The sequence below is a fragment of the Nonomuraea sediminis genome (assembly GCF_018531495.1).
Classification (GTDB): domain Bacteria; phylum Actinomycetota; class Actinomycetes; order Streptosporangiales; family Streptosporangiaceae; genus Nonomuraea; species Nonomuraea sediminis.
Map to the genome: position 1 here is coordinate 99,146 of NZ_JAHDTI010000020.1, position 18,379 is coordinate 117,524.

Here is an 18,379-nt window from a genome sequence, read left to right on the forward strand (position 1 = left end):
TGAGCCATGACCAGGGCCCGGGCCATACGTAGAGACCACGTATTGCGACTACGTAGTGCCTCTGAGCTGCCGCCGCGAGGTCAGCCCGAGCTTGCGCAGCGCGTTGGCCACGTGCACCTCGACCGTCCGCGGCGACAGGAACAGGCTCTCGGCGATCTCCCTGTTCGTCAGCCCGGTCGCCGCCAGCCTGCGCACCTGCTCCTCCCGCGGCGACAAGGTGCCCTGCGGCTGGGCCGGGGTGTCGATCCTGCGGTGCAGCCTGCGCCGTACCGTGGGGGTGATCGAGTCGTAGACCGCCTGCCTGGCCAGCGGCTGCCGCAGGCCGTACAGGCCGTCGGGGCAGCGGGTCAGCAGCCCGCGGCGGACCGCCTCGGCCAGCCCGCGCTCGGCCTGCTCGGCGGGCACGCCCGCGACCGCGGCCAGCGACCGCTCGCAGGCCGGCTCCTCCAGCACGGCCGCCGCCTGCACCAGCCGCCGCGCCAAGACGGGCAGCTCGTCCATCCTGAGCAGTACGGCGTCGCGGAGCGCGGGCGGGGTGCCCGCCGTCCTGCCCTCGGCCAGCATTCTGGCCAGCTCGACGATCGCGAACGGCAGGCCCCTGGTCATCGGCCACAGGTCGGGGGGATCGCGCAGCAGGTGCTTGGCCAGCAGCGCGGTCTCCTCGGCGTCGAGCGGCGCCAGCGCCAGCTCGGCGTGGTTGACGTGCGGCGGGAGCTGGGCCAGTAGGGCCGCGACGGGGAAGCAGACGTCCTCGGGGCGGTAGGTGAGCACCAGGTTGACCGCCTCGGGCAGGCAACGCGTCAGGAACGGCAGCAGCAGCCGGGTGTCGGCGTCGATCCAGTGCAGGTCCTCGACCACGAGCGTGACCGGGCGCAGCGCCTCGAGCAGCGACAGTACGGCCCTGAACAGACGATGCCGCTCGGCCAGCGGATCCTGGAGCGGATCCGGGGCGGGCGGCAGCAGGTGGGCGTACTCGGGCAGGAGCGGGCGTAAGGCGCCGGTGACGGGGTTGAGGCCGCCCGGCGGGTTCGCGTCGCGCAGGGCCTCCACGATCGGGCCGTAGGGGAAGCGCATCGGATGGCAGTTGCCGATCAGCAGCGGGTGCCCGATCAGCTCGTGCAGGAGCCGGGTCTTGCCGACTCCGGCCTCCCCTTCGACGAGGACGACGACCGGCGGTTGGTTGAGCGTGCCCGCCAGCAGCCGGAGTTCGCGCTCGCGTCCTACGAAAGGCATGCCGCACCGCCCGGCCCGACTTCTAGATGTCAGTGGATTTTTCACCAACTGTCGGGATTTGTCGATACGTCAAAAGAGGCGGAAGGGCGCCGACTCCCTCAGTGGTCGGCGCCCTTCCTTGTGCGGGAGGCGCGGTTCAGTGGAGCGGGATCCAGGCCTGCTTGGCGAGGGTGTTGATGTCGTTCACCTGGACCCCGTCGTAGGAGACGGTCCACACGGAGTCGCCGATGACCATGGAGCGCTGGATGCCCGGCTGGTAGCTGTAGCCGTCCTGCTTGTGGACCGGGTGGGTGATCATACCCAGCTTGGAGACCCCGGAGTCGTCGATCTTCAACGCCACGGCGCCGTCCTGTTGCTGCTGCTCGCTGTAGGTGCTGAGCGGGATGACCGCCAGGCCGGTCTTGGGCCAGTACAGGAAGGCGTGCGGGTCCCACTCGGCGCCCGAGCCGGAGTCCTTCTGGAACATCTGCGACAGGCGCTTCGGGCTGACCGGGTCGCTGACGTCGAAGAGCGAGACCTGCGTGCCCAGCGGCCTGCCCTTGTCGCTGGCCTCCTGACCGATGCCGATCAGCCTCCCGTCGCCGGCCGGGTGCAGGTAGGCCGAGTACCCGGTGATCTTCAGCTCGCCCGTGACCTTGGGCGCGGCCGGGTCACGCAGGTCCAGGGTGTAGAGCGGGTCCATCTGCTTGAAGGTGACGCAGTAGCCGACCGGGCCGATGAAGCGCACCGAGTAGATCCGCTCGCCCTCGCCCAGGCCGCCGACCTCGCCGACCTTGTCCATGCTGTCCGACTTGAGGACGTAGACGGCGCTGGAGCTGTTCTTCTGGTCCTGCGACTGCGTGGTGGCGATGCGCAGGTTGCCGTCGAACTCCGACAGGGAGTACTGGTTCAGCAGCCGGCCGGGCACCTTGCCCGAGGCCACGTAGGAGGGCGCGCCCGGCTGGGTGATGTCGAACCTGTGGACCTCGGTCTCCTCCGGCGGAGCCTTCGGCGTCGACGGTGTCGCCTCGGGCGCGGTGGCCGGCGCGTCGTCCACGGCCATGGGCTCCATGATGCCGCCCCACCACTGCGGGTTGCTGGCCACGTAGAGGCTGCCGGAGGTGCCGTACACCGTGTCGCCGTCGGCGGCCAGGCTGATCGGGGCGGTGCCCGCGGGCGTGATGCCCTGCGCCAGGTCGATGGTGTGCACGGTCAGCAGCGAGGTGCCGGTGTAGTCCGCCGGGTGGCTGACCCGCTCGCACTTGACCGCGTCCGTCCTGACCGCGCCCGAGGCGTCGGTGATCTCGACCTTGGGCAGCCACGCGTCCAGGGGAGCCCGCCGTACGACGTCCTGGTTCTGCTTCTTGCGCTCGTCGTCGGTGGCGTTGTCCTTGGGCGTGGGGAAGGTGATGTCGGGCTGGCTGCGGGTCACCAGGCGGACCGTCGAGCCGACCATGCGGGCGTCGATGAACTGCCCGCCCTTGGGCTTGATCGTGGCCACCACCTTCGGCTCGCCCGACAGGTCGACCAGCACGTAACGGGTGTCGCCGACCGGGGCGAACCTTTTGAACATGATGTTGCCGCCCTCGAACAGCACGAGGGCGCGGTCGCCTGAGACGAGCAGGTTGGCGGGCGTGTAGACGGGCTGGCCCTTCTCGGTCAGCTTCAGCGTGGCGGTGACCTTCTTCGTGGCCGTGTCGACGACGCGCAGCGTGCCGTCGGTGACGGTGATGACCCGGTTGCCGTCGGTCTTGACCAGGTCCGGCTCGTCCACCCCCGCCTCGTGCACGTTGGTGGTGGAGTGGTCGGGGGTCTCGGCGGTCTTGGCCTGCGGAGTCATCGCCGTGTCCTCACGCGCCAGGTACGGCATGATCGGCCCGCCGAAGCCCCAGGGGCCCACGTTGTCCGCGGCGTGCTCACGCAGCCCGGCGAGCATGTCGTCGCAGCTGCTGTAAGACACCAGGCGCACGTTCTTGCTCAGATCGAGCTTGGCCGGGGTGCCGCTCGGAGCAGAGGTGCAGGCGGCTGTGGCCGTCGCCAGCGCGGCGACGGTCAGGGCCTTACGGATCAACGGCTTCATGCCCTCACGACGGATCACTCACCCGTCCGGTTCATGGTTCATCGTGAAAACTGGGCTGAAGTCGAATTCGTTGGGAAGGTCAAGCAGCTTGCGCACCAGCCTGCCCTGGAAGTCCACCACCTGGATCTCGTCCTTGGTCCCGTTGTCCTGCTCCCAGCAGAACAGGTGCGACTCGTCGTACCAGCCCAGCACCTTGTCGCAGTCAGAGGAGAACTTGCGGACCCGCTCGCCCGTCTCGGCGTCCCACAGGCAGTGGTCGCCGTCGCCGCCGCCCGGGCAGTTGGTGACGAACATCTTGCCCGAGGGGGAGAAGATGTCGTCGGTGCCCGAGGCCAGCTTGCCCACGCCCGTCGCCGTGCGCGTGGCCTTGCCCGTCTCGTCGAAGAAGCGCAGGCCCTTGTCCTTGCCGACCACGTTGACCGCGCCCTGCTCGCTGCCGTCCCAGCCGAAGGCCGTGTCGCGGATCGCCTGGTCGGCGACCTTGATCACCTTGGCCTTGCCCGCCTTGACGTCCACGATGACGAAGCCCAGGTAGGTCCAGTTGCCGCGGTCCTCCTTCTCGATGTTGAGCAGGATCCGCGAGCCGTCCCTCGACCAGGAGCGGATGCTGCTGATCAGCGGGCTCCGCACGGTCTTGACCGTGGTGCGGCCACCGGACTCGCGATCGGTGATGATGATCGAGTCGTAGTTGTCGGAGGTGTAGTTCCTGCCCCGGCTCGCCAGGGAGCGGCCGTCGGGGGAGACCAGCGACTCCCAGTTCCCCGGGTACTTCTTGAAGGTCCCGCGCAGCGACCCGCGCGCGTAGTCGATCCAGTCGTCGGCCTTCTTGTTGTAGATCTCGTACGACGTCAGCGTGATCGGGTCGGCCGGGTGCTCGTACAGCGTGATCGGGCCGCCGGGCAGCTGGACCCGCTTGATGCCGTCGGTGGGCACGCTGGTCGGGGTCGTGCGCGGCTCCGCCGTCCGCCGCTCGACGGTGGGTGACGGGCTCGCGGTCGTAAGGCCGGCCGCGCTGATCCGCTGCCACGGGACCGCCAGGGCCACCGCGGCCACCACGGCGAGGGCCACGGCCACGCTGACGCCGATGATGATCGGGGCCCGGCTCTTGCGGCGGACCGGGTGGGTGGCCGGCTGGCCGTACTGGGGATGCGGCGGCCAGCCCTGGTTCGGCGGCTGTGCGTGCGGCGGCTGTGCGTGCGGCGCGTAGGGGTGGCTGGGCTGAGGGTGGCTGATCTGGGGGTGGCTGATCTGAGGGTGACTGGGCTGGGGGTGGCTCGGCTGGGGGCGGCCGGCGCTCGCTGCCGCCTGGGCCGCCGCGGCGCCCTGGGCGAGCATGCCGGAGCCGGTGACCGGGTGCTGGAGCAGGCGCATGATCACCTGCTCGGCCGTCGGGCGCTGGGCCGGGTCCTTGCTCAGGCAGGAGGCCACCACGTCGCGCAGCGGGCCCTCCAGCACGCCCAGGTCGGGCGGATGGTTGAGGACCCGGTTGATCACCGCGGGCATCGTGTCGCTGCCGAAGGGCGCCCGGCCCGAGGCGGCGTAGACCATCGTGCTCGCCCAGGAGAACAGGTCGGCCGCCGGGCCGACCGGATGGCCCAGCACCTGCTCGGGGGCCATGTAGGAGGGCGTGCCGACCGGCATGTTGCTGAGCGTGGAGGTGGCGTTCAGCGAGCGGGCGATGCCGAAGTCGATGACCCGCGGGCCGTCCGCGGCGATGATGACGTTGGCGGGCTTGAAGTCGCGGTGCACGATCCCCGCCTGGTGGATCGCGGCCAGCGCGGTCGCGGTCCCGATCGCCAGGCGGTGCAGCGTCGAGCCCGAGCGCGGCCCCTGCTCCTGCACGACCCGGTGCAGCGACGCGCCCTCGATGTACTCGCTGACGATGAACGGGCGGTCGGCCTCCACGCCCGTGCCGAGCACCGCCGCCGTACAGAACGGCGCCACCTGCTGGGCCACCTGGGCCTCGCGCAGGAAGCGCCCGATGCTGACCTGGTCGTCGGCCTGCAGCAGCTTCACCGCCACGTGGGTGCCTGACGGGTCTCTGGCGAGGAAGACCACGCCCTGGCCGCCCTCGCCGAGGCGGCCCAGGATGACGTGGCCTCCGAGCGTCTCGGGGTCTCCTGGCCTCAGCGGGGCAAACGTTGGCATGTGGGGAATTCTGGCCCTTTGCTATGACATCCACAAAAACTACCCGCCGGTAGCTAGGCGGAATATCATTCCGTCATGCCCGTCAAGACGCAGGAGATCACCGCTCCCTTCACCGGTGACCCCATCGCCGAGCTGCCCATCTCCGCCGCCGACGACGTGCGCGAGGCCTACGTCAAGGCCAGGGCGGCGCAGGTCGAATGGGCGGCGCGGCCGGTGGCCGAGCGGGTGCGGCCCTTCCTGAGGCTGCACGACGCGATCCTGGACCGCCGCGACGAGATCCTCGACATCGTCCAGAGCGAGACGGGCAAGGCGCGCAAGCACGCCTTCGAGGAGGTGCTCGACGTCGCCGGCTGCAGCCTGTACTACGCCCGCCGCGCCCCCGGCCTGCTCGTCCCGCACGCGCGCAGCGGCATCTTCCCGCTGGCCACCCGGGTCAGCGAGCTGCGCCAGCCCAAGGGCGTGGTGGCGCTGATCTCGCCGTGGAACTACCCGCTCTCGCTCGGCGTGACCGACGCCGTGCCCGCCCTGCTCGCAGGCAACACGCTGGTGCACAAGCCGGACACGCAGACCGCGATGTCCACGCTGTGGACCATCGACCTGCTCGTCGAGCTGGGCATGCCGCGCGAGATCTGGCAGGTCGTGCTCGGCGAGCCCGCCGACATCGGCGACGCCCTGCTCGACGGGGCCGACTACGTGGCCTTCACCGGCTCGACCCGGGGCGGCAGGAAGATCGCCGAGGAGGCGGCCAAGCGGCTCATCGGCTGCTCGCTGGAGCTGGGCGGCAAGAACCCGATGATCGTCCTGGACGACGCCGACCTGGACCTGGCCGTGCAGGGCGCGATCCGGGCGTGCTTCACCAACGCCGGGCAGCTGTGCCTGTCGATCGAACGGCTCTACGTGCCCGCCGCGCTGTTCGACGACTTCTCCGAGCGTTTCGTGAGGCAGGTGCGCAACCTCAAGCTGGGCGCGGGCCGCGACTGGTCCGTCCAGATGGGCTCGCTGACCTCCCAGCGCCAGCTCGACACCGTCACGGCGCACGTGGACGACGCCGTCGGCCGCGGCGCCACCGTGCTCACCGGCGGCAAACCCCGGCCCGACCTCGGCCCGCTCTTCTACGAGCCCACCGTGCTCACCGGCGTCACCGACGACATGACGCTCTGCCGCAACGAGACCTTCGGCCCCGTCGTCGCCCTCTACCCCTACTCCTCGGAGGAGGAGGCGCTCGCGCTGGCCAACGACACGATCTACGGGCTCAACGCCTCCGTCTGGACCTCCTCGCCACCCCGCGGTCGCGCCTTCGCCGCCCGCCTCAAGGCCGGGACGGTCAACATCAACGAGGGGTACGGCGCGGCCTACGCCTCCTACGACGCCCCGATGGGCGGCATGAAGGCCTCCGGGCTGGGACGGCGCCACGGTCCCGAGGGGTTGCTGCGGTACACCGAGGTGCAGACCGTGGCCTCGCAGGCGTCCTGGCTCGGGTTCGAGCCGCCGTTCGGGATGTCGAACGAGGCGTGGGCGAACGTGCTGGCCACGACGCTGAAGACGATGCGGCGGCTGCGGCTGAAGTGACGCGCTCCCCGGGATGGATCCCGGGGATTCCGCCTGTGCCGCATGGTGTCATGCGGCACTCCGGTGGCTTCCTGCTTCATCGGCCGAGCCCCGTACCCGGCGCTTGCGCACCGGGCGTGGGGTCTTACCAGCCTCCACAGGCGTTTCGGGTCTCCGCTTCCCGCCCATCTCAGATCCGGGTTTCCGTCCAGCGGCGACCTGCCGCCTCCCGGCGGCCAGGATGTTGATCGCGGCGTTCACATCCCGGTCGTGGGTCACGCCACAGGCGCACGCCCACTCCCGGACGTTCAGCGGCATCACCTCTGCCAGGTTCCCGCACGCCGAGCAGAGCTTGGAGGAGGGATAGAACCGGTCGATCCGGACGAAGGTGCGACCGTACAGTTTCGCCTTGTACTCCAGCATGCCCACGAACGCTGACCAGCCCGCATCGTGCACGCTCTTGGCCAACTTCGTGCGAGCCAGTCCCTTGACCGCCAAGTCCTCCACATAGATCGCTTGGTTCTCGCGAACTATCCGCATGGAGGTCTGGTGGTGGAACTCCCGGCGCGCATCGGCGACCTTCGCATGCTGAAGGGCCACCTTCGCCCGGGCCTTGACCCGGTTCTCAGATCCCTTCTCCTTGCGCGAGAACACTTTCTGAAGGCGCTTGAGTTTCTTCTCAGCCCGACGCAGAAACCGGGGCGAGCCGATCTTCCGGCCATCGGCCAGCACCGCGAATGCCCCAACCCCAGATCGATACCGGTCTCAGCCTCGATCCGGGGCAAGGGCCGTTCGGTGACTTCGACCACGAACGAGGCGAAGTACCGGCCCGCCGCGTCCTTGATCACCGTCACGCTGGACGGATCGGACGGCAGGGGGCGTGGCCATCGCACCGCGATGTCGCCGATCTTCGGCAGCGTCAATTTGTCCCCGGCCTTGAACCGGGCGTTCTTGGTGAAGCGGATCGCTTGCCGGTTGTCCTTGCGGGAGCGGAACCGGGGCGCGGAGATCTTCGGTCCTTTACGTTTGCCCGACAGACTGGCGAAGAAGTTTCGGTAGGCCATGACGGCGTCCGCGAGAGCCTGCTGGAGCACCACCGCCGACACCTGGCCCAGCCACGCCCGATCGGGACGTCGTTTGGCCTCGGTGATGACCTGCTTGGACAAGTCGCCGTCGGTGATGAACGGCAGCCCGTCCGTGTGTGCTTGACGGCGCGAGGCGAGCGCGTCGTTGAACACCACCCGCGCACACCCGAACGCGCGGGCCAGCGCTTGGCGCTGGCCCGGTGTCGGGTAAATGCGGTAGGAGTACCGAAGCTGCACGGTACCAACGGTACCATGAATCTCATGGCTGAACGTATGAGTGTTCGAGAACTCCGAGACAACCTCGGCCGACGAATCGACGTCGCCCACTTCACGGGCGAACCGACCATCGTGGAACGTCATGGCGAACCTCGCGCCGTCCTGGTCTCATACGCCTGGTGGACCGAGCAGCAGGATCAGGCGGGTCAAGGCACGCTCACGCCCTAGCGGACACTCCCGCGCCGGCCTTAACTCCCGGTCTAAGGCCGGAGCACTGGCCCGCCCTCAGGTAGCAGGAATGAATTCCCCGCGCCCGGTGTCCATACCGGTCATGAAGATTACCTATGTGGGTGGACCGACGGCGCTGGTGGAGATCGGTGGGGTGCGGCTGCTGCTCGACCCCACGTTCGACCCGCCCGGCGAGTATCCGATCGGGTCCAGGGTGCTGGCCAAGACCGCCGGGCCCGCCTTCGGCCCTTCCGAGGTGGGGTCCGTGGACGCCGTGCTGCTGTCGCACGACCAGCATCCCGACAACCTGGACACGGCTGGGCGCGCCTTTCTTGCCACGGTTCCCCTGGTGCTGTCGACCCGGTCGGCCGCCGACCGGATCGGGCCGCCCGTCCAGGCGCTGCCGAACTGGACGTCCCACTCGCTCGGCCCTCTCACGATCACCGGCGTACCCGCCCAGCACGGGCCCGACGGGTCGGAGCACCTCACTGGTGAGGTGACCGGGTTCGTCATCGAGGGTCCCGACCTTCCCACGGTCTACGTCAGCGGCGACAACGCCTCCCTGGACGTCGTCAAGTCCATCGCGGCCCGCTTCCCCTCGGTGGACGTCGCCATCCTCTTCGCCGGGGCCGCCATGACGCCCCTCATCCCGGACGCGCCGCTCACCCTCACCAGCGCGGACGCCGCCGAGGCCGCCGCCATCCTGGGGGCCCGCCACGTGGTGCCGCTCCACTTCGAGCACTGGGCCCACTTCACCCAGGGCCGCGACACCCTCGAACCCGCCCTCACCTCCGCCCCCACCCAAACCCACCTCCCCACCCCCGGCACCCCCCTCACCCTCACATAACCCCCACCGCCCCCACGTCCCCGCCCCTCCGGCCCGCTCACGACAGCCGTCGAGTCCCGCGAGCTTGTGCGCATGGGTTGCGCTTGAGACGCCGGCCCCCGGGGTTCCTGCGTACACGGGTTGCGCTCGGGGCGCCGCGTCGGCGAGCAGGGGCTCCCGGGGGGTTCCTGAGCGCAGGGATTGTGCCTGGGACGCCGGGGTTCCGGGGGCCTAGTACCCGGGTTGGGCTTGGGGCGCCGGGTCGGTGAGGCGTGGGACGGCGGTGGTCGGCGCCTTGTGCGGCGGGGAGTCGGTGACCGGGGGCCACGGTGGTGGGGCGTCGTAGCGGTGGGTGACGGTCATCGACTCGCCGGAAGCGCCGGGCGCGGGTCCTGAGCCGGAGTATGGCGGGCGGCCGGTGGCGGCGGCTCGCCGTACGAGAGGCGTCTCTTGGGAGCACGTACGAGAGGCGTCTCTTGGGAGCGGCGCCGTACGAGAGGCATCTCTTGAGAGCACCGTCGGACGAGAGGCGGCCCTTGAGAGCGGCGCCGTAAAGGAAGCACCTCGTCAGAGCGGGTGGGAGACCCAGACGTTGGGTTCGACGTAGACGGCGTGGTTGTGGGAGGGGGTGCAGTGGACGGGGGTGAGGGCGCGGGGGACGTCGATGGGGCCGGGGGTGTCGAAGGGAAGGCCGGTCCAGGCGCGCCATTCCGCCAGCGTCCCGGCGATGACCATGGAGCGCGGCGCCACCTTCACGATCTCGGCGCCCGCGCGGACGTGGGCGCGGAGCCAGGCGTCGTACGGCAGGCCGTCCTCCCGGGTGCGGAAGGCGTAGTCCGACATCGGCACGTGCGGTTCCAGATGCTTCTGGTTGGGCCGGACCGGCGCCACCAGCTCGCGGAATCCCAGCTTCACGGCCTGGTCGCGCATCGCGGCGATCATGTGGTGGGAGATCCCGGTGCCGAGCAGGTCCTCCCTGATCGTGATCTCCAGCGCCGAGATGCCGTCAAGCACGTCACCGGCGGCCCGCGCCAGGTGGCCGTTGCGGATGATCTCGTCCCAGCCCCCGTCGGGCAGCTCGTCCCCGCGCACCGCGTAGGGGATCATGCAGCCCCGCGCCGCCAGCCGTCCCGGATCGTCGGAGTCGTCGGCCACGAGGACGTAGTCGGCGTACTCGGTCGCGGCGACCGGATAGAAGAGGTCCGCCATCGGGTCCTGGAACATGAACGGCGGCCAGGCGTGCGGCATGTCCCATAACGTGGCGGCGAATTCTGGACGCTCGGCGAGCGAAGTGATCCGGAGAGCCATGTGGATCATTGTCACATTTCGGGCGGCCGCTGGATGGGCTGATGCTCGGTCTTGAAGATCAACGTGGTCTGCAGCTGCACGATCTCCGGCCGGATCAGGAACTTCTCCAGCGCCAGCCGGTGCAGGTGGTCGGCGTCGGCGACGGCCACGTGCACCAGGAAGTCCTCGACGCCCGCGACGTGGAACAGCGTGATCGTCTCGGGCAGCCCGAGCACGAAGGTCCGCAGCGGGTCCACGAGCTGCTCGGTGTGCGGCCGCACGCGCAGCGCGAGCAGCGCCTGGAGCGGGCGGCCCAGCCTGGCCGTGTCGACCACGGCGCGGAAGCCGGTGACGATCCCGCGGCGGCGCAGCGAGCGTACGCGCTCCAGGGCGGTGGACGGCGCCACGCCGAGCCGGTCGGCGAGATCCTTGTTCGGCAGGCGGGCGTCCCTCTGCAACTCGGCCAGGATCGCGAGATCCACCGAATCCAGTTCGCCGTTATGCGCGATCATCGTTCTATTATTCGGCGCGTCTAGCCATCTATCGAGCTATCGACGCATATTTCCAGCTATGTAGGCACAGCGGAAACTCGCCGGCCGCGGGCCCTGAGCCGAAGTACGGCGGGCGGCGGCACCCTGGCTTGCCGTACAAGCCCCAAACCACAGACCCCGACCGTCAGAGCCAGTCGTCGAGGCCGGACATGAAGGCGTCGAAGAGGTGGCGGTGGATCGTGTGGGTCGCGCCCGCGACGACGCGGACCTCGAAGCCCTTGCCGCGCAGCTCCTCCTGGTACTCGGGCGAGACCAGGAAGCTCGGATCCGCCACCTGCACCAGCGACGGCACAGGGAGCGGCGGCGTGAAGTCCTTGCCCGCGACCGTGCTGAGCGAGGTGGCCGTGGCGGGGTCCCAGAGCTTGGTCATCTCGACCTCGAGCGCCACCTCCTCCGCCGAGAACTCGGGATGCACGGCCGCCATCTGCTCGACCGACAGGTCCTTGACGGCGGCCATCTGCGAGGTCACCGCCGAGCCGTCGGGCAGCACCGGCAGCCGGAAGGCGGGATCGGAGTAGATCGCCCGGGAGGGCATCAGCTGCGAGACCGCCAGCCCCAGCGTGAGCCCGCCGAGCGAGTGCCCGATCGCGAGCGCGGGGTTGGCGGGCACGGACTCCAGGACCGACGAGGCGAGCAGGTCGGGCGTGTACATGTCCGCCCGCGGGCTCTGGCCGTGCCCGGGCAGGTCGACGGCGACGACCCGGTAGCCGCGGTCGGCGAGCGCGGGCCCGACCCGCCACCAGCACCGGGAGTCGGCGATGATGCCGTGGATCAGCACGGCCACCCGGTCCCCGTCACCCCACTCGCGGGTGTGCAGCTTCATGTCGATCTCCTTATACGTATAAGCAGTTGATAGCATCCAGCCGATGAACGAGACAAGTAGCAGGCCGGTAACCAGCGTCGACGTGGCCAGGGCCGCGGGCGTGTCGCAGGCGACGGTCTCCTACGTGCTCAACGACAACCCGCACGCCCGCGTCAGCGAGGAGACCAGGCAGCGCGTCCGCGACGCCGCCGCCCGCCTGGGCTACGTGCCGGACGCCAGCGCCCGCACGCTGCGCACCGGCCGCAGCGGCATCGTGCTGCTCCCGCTGGCCGAGGCCAGGATCGGCCCGCTCGTCCAGGCCATGCTCGACGACATGGAGGAGGAGTTCCGCTCCCGCGGCTACACCCTCGTCCAGTACGGCGAGCGCCGCCTGACCGGCGTGGCCGCGGCCAAGTCCTGGCTGGCGCTACGCCCCGCGGCGGTCATCGTCGAGGCGGGCCGGCTCACCCGCAAGTCGGTCGACCTGCTGCGCTCCTCCGGCACCAGGACCGTGATCGCCTTCTCCGACGAGGCCTCGCCGCTGGTGCCCGCGGTGGTGATGCCGCACGAGGCGACCGGCGCCTGCGCCGCCCGCCACCTGGTGGAACGCGGATGCACGCGGCTGGCGGCGATCGTGCCGAAGGAGCCGGGCATCGACCGGATGGGCGAGCGCCGGTTGAGCGGCGTGCGCGCGGTCTTCCCCGCCGCCCGGCGCATCGACCTGGCCTTCTCCGAGGAGGAGGCGGGCAGGATCGCCGCCGGGTCCGACCTGCCCGACGGGATCTTCGCCTACAACGACGAGTACGCGATGCTGCTGATCAGCGCGCTGCAGGACGCCGGGGTCCGCGTGCCCGAGGACGTGGCCGTGGTCGGCGCCGATGACCTGCCGCTGGCCAGGCTGATGCGGCCGCGGCTGACGACCGTCCACTTCGACGCCTCCGCCACCCCCGCCGAGATGGTGGCGATCATCGACGGGATGGTGAAGGGCGAGCGCGAGTCGGTCCCCGGGACGGTCATGACCTTGATGAACCCACGGCTGGTGGTCAGGGACAGCGCGTAACAACTTGGACGCGGTCCCTTGTCAGTGGCTTCCGCCCGACCTACAGTCCAGAGCAATCGTCGGTGATACGTATCACCGCATCTGGAAAGGGCCGATCTATGACCCAAGTTCAGGTCGCCGGCGGGTATCGGCTGAGGCCGCTGTACCTGACGCTCCCCCTCGCCAACATGGCGGTCATGTTCCTGTGGATGGGGGTCGGCGCGTTCGTCCTCCCCGTCCACGTGCAACGGATCACCGGCGTGAACGACGTCACCGCCCTCGGGCTGGCCAACTCCATCGGCCCGCTCATGGCCACGATCGCCAACCCGATCTTCGGCCAGCTCAGCGACAGGACCCGCTCGCGCTTCGGCCGCCGTTCCCCGTGGATCCTCGGTTGCGTCCTGATCGGCGCGCTGGCACTGCTCGCCCAAGCAGGCGCGGGATCCGTGCTCATGCTGGGGATCAGCTGGGCAGGCGTGCAGACCATCATGAACGGCTACCAGGCCGCGACCACCGCGATCCTGCCCGACCGGGTCCCGGCCGAGCGCTACGGCACGTTCTCCGCGCTGAGCGGGCTCGGCACGCCGGTGGCGACGATCGCAGCCTCGCTGATGTTCATCGCGTTCCCCGGGCTGGCCAACGGCGGCGCCTACTACGTGGTGATCGCCGTGCTGCTGGTGGCGGCGGCGCTGATCGTCTTCGCCAGCCCCGACCGTTCCTCGGTCGACCTGCCCGCGCCGCAGCCGTTCCGGCTGGGGGAGTTCCTCGCGGCCTTCGTCAGGCCGTTGCGCAGCGGCGACTTCCGGTGGGCCTTCGTGTCCCGCTTCGGCGTGATGCTGGGCTATTTCATCATCTTCACCTTCAACCTCTTCCTGCTCGAGGACTACATCAAGATCCCGAAAGCCGAGGTCATCCCCAAGTTGGGCCTGCTCATGCTCATCGGGCAGGTGGCCACGCTGCTGGCCGTGCTGGTGATCGGCCCGCTGTCGGACCGGATCGGCAGGTTCCGGCTCTTCGCCCTGATCGCGGGGCTGCTGTCGGCCCTGTTCCTGGGCATCCCGCTGATCATGCCGACCTTCCAGGGCATGGTCATCTACAACGTGCTGCACGGCGTCGCCTTCGGGATCTACCTGGCGGTCGACATGGCGCTGGTGACCAAGGTGCTGCCCGACGCCGCGGACGTGGGCAAGGACATGGGAGTGATCAACATCGCCAACGCGGGACCGCAGATCCTGGCGCCCTCGATCGCCGCCTTCGTGGTCACGGTCGGCGGTTACCCGACGCTGTTCGTGGTGGGCATCGTCGTCTGCCTGGTCGGCGCCACGGGAGTCCTCAAGATCAAGGGCGTGCGCTAGCGTCGGCCCCATGACGGAACTCGACCCCAGACTGCGCGCGATCACGGACCTGACCGTGGCGGAGGCGCGGGAGACGGGCGGCAGGCACGAGTACGACGGAAAGATCCAGGACCTGTCGCCCGAGGGGGTGCGCTCCGGCCTGGCACGACTGGGCGAGGGCGCACCGCCGGCCGACCCCTACGACGCGGCCCACCAGCAGGTGTTCGAGCAGGGGCTGCGCACCCAGTACGGCGAGCTCGAACTGCACCGCAAGAACCCCCTGGTGCACCTGTCCAACCTCGACCTGGCCTGCTACGACCGTGACTACGGCCCCGAGGAGGAGCGGCAGGCGGCCAAGGCCGCCCACACCGCGCTCTGGCCGGAAGCCGTCAGGGGCGCGATCGCCTCGCTCGACCAGGTCAGCGCCCCGGTGGCCGAGGCGCTGATCGGCGCGGTGAAGGGCCTGTCCGCGGGCGTCACCGACGAGGCGGCGCTGGAGGCGCACGGCCTGCTGGTCGCGCACGTGGAGCGGGCGGCCGCGGTCGGCGAGCCGGACGCCGCGCTCGGCGGCGAGGCCCTGGCCCGGCTGATGAGCACGACCGAGGGCACCGAGGTCGACCTGGGCGAGCTGGCCGGGCGCGCCGACGCCGAACGCGACCGGCTGATGGCCAGGCTCGCCGAGAGCTGCGCCAAGCTCGGCGAGAAGGACCGCCCGCCGCTGGACGTGGTGCGCGAGCTGGTCAAGCAGCACCCCGACGCCGACGGCGTCATCGAGGCGGCCAGGCGCGGCACCGCCGAGGCCATCGCGTTCACCCGCGAGAAGGACCTGGTGCCCTACCACGACGGCGAGTGCCTGGTCGGCCTGGCGCCGGAGTCGCGGCGCTGGGCGATGGCGATGATGTCGTGGAACGCGCCGGGCGAGCCCGACGGCCCGTCCTGGTACCACATCACCCCGCCCGACCCCTCCTGGCCCGAGCGCGAGCAGGAGGAGTGGCTGGAGGTCTTCAGCGACACCACGCTTCCCGGCATCAACGTGCACGAGGTGGCGCCCGGCCACTTCTCGCACGGCCGCGCGTTGCGCCGCGCCTCCACGGACGTGCGCAGGCTGCTGCAGTCGATGGCCTTCGTCGAGGGCTGGGCGCACTACGCCGAGGAACTGTGCGTGGAGGAGGGCTTCAAGGCCGACGACCCGCGCTTCGAGATCGGCGTCTGGGTGGAGGCGCTCATCCGCGTCACCCGCCTTGCCTGCGCCATCGGCGTGCACACCGGGCAGATGACGGTGGCCGACGGCGCCAGGCGCTTCGAGGCCGACACGCACCTGGCGGGTCCCGCCGCGCTGTCGGAGGCGCGCCGCGCCACCTTCGACCCGACCTACGGCCGCTACACCTGGGGCAAGCTGGTCATCCTCGACCTGCGCGAGAAGGCCAAGGCCGCCTGGGGCTCGGGCTTCACGCTGCAGCGCTTCCACAAGGCGATGTTCGATCTCGGTTCGCCGCCTCTGGGCCTGCTCGACAGCGTCCTGTAGCGTCGTCGGTAGGGCTCCTGCCGAGCGAGCGCTAGGGAGGTCGGCGGTGCGGGAACTCTCCGGCAAGGTCGCGGTTGTCACGGGAGCGGCGAGCGGCATCGGCCGGGCGCTCGCCCTCCGCTTCGCCCAGGAGGGCATGGCGCTGATGCTCGCGGACGTCGACCCCGGCGGGCTCGCCGAGACGGCGTCCATGGCGGGTCCGAAGGTGCTCACCCAGATCACCGACGTCTCGGACGGCATGGCCGTCCAGCACCTGGCCAACCGGGCCTTCGGTGAGCTCGGCGCCGTGCACGTGCTGTGCAACAACGCCGGCGTCTTCCAGGGCGGCCACATGTGGACCCGCACGCCCGAGGACTTCACCTGGACGCTCGGCGTCAACCTGTGGGGCGTCCTGCACGGCATCCACCACTTCGTGCCGCGCATGATCGAGCAGGACACCGAGGGACACATCGTCAACACGGTGTCGGTGGCCGGCCTGTTCGCGGCGCCGTACATGGCCGGCTACACGGTCAGCAAGTTCGCGGCCTTCGCCGCGTCGCTGTCGCTGGCCCAGGACCTGGCGCTCACCGGCTCGAAGCTGCGGGTCACCGCGCTGTGTCCCGGCGCGGTGCGCACCCGCATCAACCGCTCCGAGCGCGTACGGCCGGCCGACCTTACCGTGGCCCGCACCAGGGACGACCTGGAATCGCTTGACATCATCGACTCCGCGCTGACCAAGGGCATCGACCCGGCGCGCGTGGCCGACCTGGTCGTCCAGGCCGTGCACGAGGAGCGGTTCCTGGTGCTCACGCACCCCGAATACGCCGGTGGGCTGCGCCATCAGGTCGAGGTCCTGCTCTCCGGCGGGCTGCCACCACTGCCCGATTACGAATAACCGCAGGCCCGATACACTGAGAACACCGCATTCACCTTTGGGGGTTCTCTCGGTGTCAGAGTTCGACACGGTCCTTGTGGTCGACTTCGGCGCGCAGTACGCGCAGCTCATCGCCAGGCGGGTGCGCGAGTGCCACGTCTACTCCGAGATCGTCCCCTCGACGATGCCGGTCGAGGAGATCGTCGCCAAGAAGCCCAAGGCCATCATCCTGTCCGGTGGCCCCTCTTCGGTCTACGCCGAAGGGGCGCCCGCCGTGCCCGCCGGCCTGTTCGAGACCGGCGTGCCCACGTTCGGCATCTGCTACGGCTTCCAGGCCATGGCCCAGTCGCTGGGCGGCCGCGTCTCGCGCACCGGCGTCGCCGAGTACGGCGGCACCACGCTCGACGTCGCCCGTGAGGGCGTGCTGTTCGCCGGGCTGCCCGCCACGCAGCGCGTCTGGATGTCCCACGGCGACAGCGTCTCCGGAGCCCCTGAGGGCTTCACCGTGACCGCCTCGACGGACGAGACGCCGGTCGCCGCCTTCGAACACCCCGGCCGCGGGCTGTACGGCGTGCAGTTCCACCCCGAGGTGCTGCACTCCGAGCACGGCCTGGCGGTGATGAAGCACTTCCTTGACGCCGCGGGCTGCCGCCCGACCTGGACGATGCTCAACATCGTCGAGGACTCGGTGGAGGCGGTGCGCCGCCAGGTCGGCGACGGCCGCGCCATCTGCGCGCTGTCGGGCGGCGTCGACTCCGCGGTGGCCGCCGCGATCGTCCAGCGCGCCATCGGCGACCGGCTGACCTGTGTGTTCGTCGACCACGGGCTGCTGCGCAAGGGCGAGGCCGAGCAGGTCGAGCGCGACTTCGTGGCCGCCACCGGCGTCAAGCTGCGCGTGGTGGACGCCGCCGACCGCTTCCTGAAGGCGCTTGACGGCGTGACCGAGCCCGAGGAGAAGCGGAAGATCATCGGCCGCGAGTTCATCCGCGTCTTCGAGGACGAGCAGCGCGCCATCATGGCCGACGGCCCGGTCGACTTCCTGGTCCAGGGCACGCTCTACCCCGACGTGGTGGAGTCGGGCGGGGGCACGGGCACCGCCAACATCAAGTCGCACCACAACGTCGGCGGCCTGCCGGAAGACCTGCAGTTCTCCCTCGTCGAGCCGCTGCGCACGCTGTTCAAGGACGAGGTGCGGCGCGCGGGCGAGGAGCTCGGCCTGCCGCCCGCCATGGTCTGGCGCCAGCCGTTCCCCGGCCCCGGCCTGGGCATCCGCATCGTCGGCTCGGTCACCAAGGAGCGGCTCGACCTGCTGCGCGAGGCCGACGCCATCGCCCGCGAGGAGCTGTCCAGGGCCGGCCTCGACCGCGACATCTGGCAGTGCCCGGTGGTGCTGCTGGCCGACGTCCGCTCGGTGGGCGTCCAGGGCGACGGGCGCACCTACGGTCACCCGGTGGTGCTGCGCCCGGTCACCTCGGAGGACGCCATGACGGCCGACTGGGCGCGCGTGCCGTACGACGTGCTGTCGCGCATCTCGACGCGCATCACCAACGAGGTCCGCGAGGTCAACCGGGTGGTGCTCGACATCACCAGCAAGCCTCCGGGCACCATCGAGTGGGAGTAGCCCGAACGCGAAAGCGCGCCCCGG

The 18,379-nt window shown here is 70.2% G+C and carries 14 protein-coding genes and 1 pseudogene; 8 read left to right on the top strand and 7 right to left on the bottom strand.

Annotated features, from left to right (window positions below; genetic code table 11):
* Nucleotides 1-48 precede the first annotated feature (48 nt).
* From KIK09_RS51635 to KIK09_RS51645, 3 genes are all read right to left on the bottom strand, one after another.
* Complete coding sequence (locus tag KIK09_RS51635; protein ID WP_214326961.1) at nucleotides 49-1,233, bottom strand: helix-turn-helix transcriptional regulator; 1,185 nt, start codon at nucleotides 1,231-1,233, stop codon at nucleotides 49-51.
* Nucleotides 1,234-1,369: 136 nt separating this feature from the next.
* Nucleotides 1,370-3,292: a beta-propeller domain-containing protein gene (locus KIK09_RS51640; protein ID WP_250575175.1), complete on the bottom strand. Its 1,923-nt coding sequence runs from the start codon at nucleotides 3,290-3,292 to the stop codon at nucleotides 1,370-1,372.
* 18 nt (nucleotides 3,293-3,310) lie between these two features.
* Nucleotides 3,311-5,440 carry a WD40 repeat domain-containing serine/threonine protein kinase gene (locus KIK09_RS51645; RefSeq protein ID WP_214326962.1) on the bottom strand — a complete coding sequence of 710 codons (2,130 nt, stop codon included), beginning with the start codon at nucleotides 5,438-5,440 and terminating at the stop codon, nucleotides 3,311-3,313.
* Nucleotides 5,441-5,515: 75 nt separating this feature from the next.
* Between KIK09_RS51645 and KIK09_RS51650 the strand changes: the two genes are divergently transcribed.
* Nucleotides 5,516-7,009 (top strand): succinic semialdehyde dehydrogenase, encoded by a 1,494-nt coding sequence (locus KIK09_RS51650; RefSeq protein WP_214326963.1) that lies wholly within the window; start codon nucleotides 5,516-5,518, stop codon nucleotides 7,007-7,009.
* 48 nt (nucleotides 7,010-7,057) lie between these two features.
* Here KIK09_RS51650 and KIK09_RS60870 read toward each other — a convergent pair.
* Nucleotides 7,058-8,400: pseudogene (locus KIK09_RS60870) on the bottom strand (RNA-guided endonuclease InsQ/TnpB family protein).
* On the opposite strand from KIK09_RS60870, the gene KIK09_RS60875 reads away from it, so the two are divergent.
* Both KIK09_RS60875 and KIK09_RS51665 read left to right on the top strand, forming a co-directional pair.
* Complete coding sequence (locus KIK09_RS60875; protein ID WP_372455814.1) at nucleotides 8,347-8,517, top strand: type II toxin-antitoxin system Phd/YefM family antitoxin; 171 nt, start codon at nucleotides 8,347-8,349, stop codon at nucleotides 8,515-8,517. The pseudogene KIK09_RS60870 and the gene KIK09_RS60875 sit on opposite strands and share 54 nt — an antisense overlap.
* Before the next feature lie 103 nt (nucleotides 8,518-8,620).
* Nucleotides 8,621-9,364 carry an MBL fold metallo-hydrolase gene (locus KIK09_RS51665; RefSeq protein ID WP_214326965.1) on the top strand — a complete coding sequence of 248 codons (744 nt, stop codon included), beginning with the start codon at nucleotides 8,621-8,623 and terminating at the stop codon, nucleotides 9,362-9,364.
* Nucleotides 9,365-9,910: 546 nt separating this feature from the next.
* Here KIK09_RS51665 and KIK09_RS51670 read toward each other — a convergent pair.
* The 3 genes from KIK09_RS51670 to KIK09_RS51680 all read right to left on the bottom strand — a co-directional run bounded on the left by KIK09_RS51670 (nucleotide 9,911) and on the right by KIK09_RS51680 (nucleotide 12,004).
* Nucleotides 9,911-10,651 (bottom strand): N-acetyltransferase, encoded by a 741-nt coding sequence (locus tag KIK09_RS51670; protein ID WP_250575176.1) that lies wholly within the window; start codon nucleotides 10,649-10,651, stop codon nucleotides 9,911-9,913.
* Nucleotides 10,652-10,662: 11 nt separating this feature from the next.
* Nucleotides 10,663-11,142: an Lrp/AsnC family transcriptional regulator gene (locus tag KIK09_RS51675; protein WP_214326967.1), complete on the bottom strand. Its 480-nt coding sequence runs from the start codon at nucleotides 11,140-11,142 to the stop codon at nucleotides 10,663-10,665.
* Nucleotides 11,143-11,305: 163 nt separating this feature from the next.
* Nucleotides 11,306-12,004 (bottom strand): alpha/beta fold hydrolase, encoded by a 699-nt coding sequence (locus KIK09_RS51680; protein ID WP_214326968.1) that lies wholly within the window; start codon nucleotides 12,002-12,004, stop codon nucleotides 11,306-11,308.
* A gap of 43 nt (nucleotides 12,005-12,047) precedes the next feature.
* Between KIK09_RS51680 and KIK09_RS51685 the strand changes: the two genes are divergently transcribed.
* The 5 genes from KIK09_RS51685 (at nucleotide 12,048) to guaA (ending at nucleotide 18,355) form a co-directional block, all read left to right on the top strand.
* Nucleotides 12,048-13,043 carry a LacI family DNA-binding transcriptional regulator gene (locus KIK09_RS51685; protein WP_214326969.1) on the top strand — a complete coding sequence of 332 codons (996 nt, stop codon included), beginning with the start codon at nucleotides 12,048-12,050 and terminating at the stop codon, nucleotides 13,041-13,043.
* A 98-nt stretch (nucleotides 13,044-13,141) separates the two neighbouring features.
* Nucleotides 13,142-14,377 (top strand): MFS transporter, encoded by a 1,236-nt coding sequence (locus tag KIK09_RS51690; protein WP_214326970.1) that lies wholly within the window; start codon nucleotides 13,142-13,144, stop codon nucleotides 14,375-14,377.
* 10 nt (nucleotides 14,378-14,387) lie between these two features.
* Nucleotides 14,388-15,881 carry a DUF885 family protein gene (locus KIK09_RS51695; RefSeq protein WP_214326971.1) on the top strand — a complete coding sequence of 498 codons (1,494 nt, stop codon included), beginning with the start codon at nucleotides 14,388-14,390 and terminating at the stop codon, nucleotides 15,879-15,881.
* A 46-nt stretch (nucleotides 15,882-15,927) separates the two neighbouring features.
* Nucleotides 15,928-16,755 (top strand): SDR family NAD(P)-dependent oxidoreductase, encoded by an 828-nt coding sequence (locus tag KIK09_RS51700; RefSeq protein ID WP_214326972.1) that lies wholly within the window; start codon nucleotides 15,928-15,930, stop codon nucleotides 16,753-16,755.
* A gap of 52 nt (nucleotides 16,756-16,807) precedes the next feature.
* The gene (gene guaA, locus KIK09_RS51705; protein WP_372455815.1) at nucleotides 16,808-18,355 is read left to right on the top strand and encodes a glutamine-hydrolyzing GMP synthase; all 1,548 of its coding nucleotides are present in this window, start codon (nucleotides 16,808-16,810) and stop codon (nucleotides 18,353-18,355) included.
* Nucleotides 18,356-18,379: the final 24 nt, after the last annotated feature.

Excerpts from the sequence above, each read along its gene's own strand:
- KIK09_RS51680 (WP_214326968.1), bottom strand. The coding sequence starts at position 12,004 with ATGAAGCTGCACACCCGCGAGTGGGGTGACGGGGACCGGGTGGCCGTG.
- KIK09_RS51675 (WP_214326967.1), bottom strand. The coding sequence starts at position 11,142 with ATGATCGCGCATAACGGCGAACTGGATTCGGTGGATCTCGCGATCCTG.
- KIK09_RS51635 (WP_214326961.1), bottom strand. The coding sequence starts at position 1,233 with ATGCCTTTCGTAGGACGCGAGCGCGAACTCCGGCTGCTGGCGGGCACG.
- KIK09_RS51665 (WP_214326965.1), top strand. The coding sequence starts at position 8,621 with ATGAAGATTACCTATGTGGGTGGACCGACGGCGCTGGTGGAGATCGGT.
- KIK09_RS51690 (WP_214326970.1), top strand. The coding sequence starts at position 13,142 with ATGACCCAAGTTCAGGTCGCCGGCGGGTATCGGCTGAGGCCGCTGTAC.
- KIK09_RS51695 (WP_214326971.1), top strand. The coding sequence starts at position 14,388 with ATGACGGAACTCGACCCCAGACTGCGCGCGATCACGGACCTGACCGTG.
- KIK09_RS51640 (WP_250575175.1), bottom strand. The coding sequence starts at position 3,292 with ATGAAGCCGTTGATCCGTAAGGCCCTGACCGTCGCCGCGCTGGCGACG.
- KIK09_RS51670 (WP_250575176.1), bottom strand. The coding sequence starts at position 10,651 with ATGGCTCTCCGGATCACTTCGCTCGCCGAGCGTCCAGAATTCGCCGCC.
- KIK09_RS51645 (WP_214326962.1), bottom strand. The coding sequence starts at position 5,440 with ATGCCAACGTTTGCCCCGCTGAGGCCAGGAGACCCCGAGACGCTCGGA.
- KIK09_RS60875 (WP_372455814.1), top strand. The coding sequence starts at position 8,347 with ATGAGTGTTCGAGAACTCCGAGACAACCTCGGCCGACGAATCGACGTC.
- KIK09_RS51650 (WP_214326963.1), top strand. The coding sequence starts at position 5,516 with ATGCCCGTCAAGACGCAGGAGATCACCGCTCCCTTCACCGGTGACCCC.
- KIK09_RS51685 (WP_214326969.1), top strand. The coding sequence starts at position 12,048 with ATGAACGAGACAAGTAGCAGGCCGGTAACCAGCGTCGACGTGGCCAGG.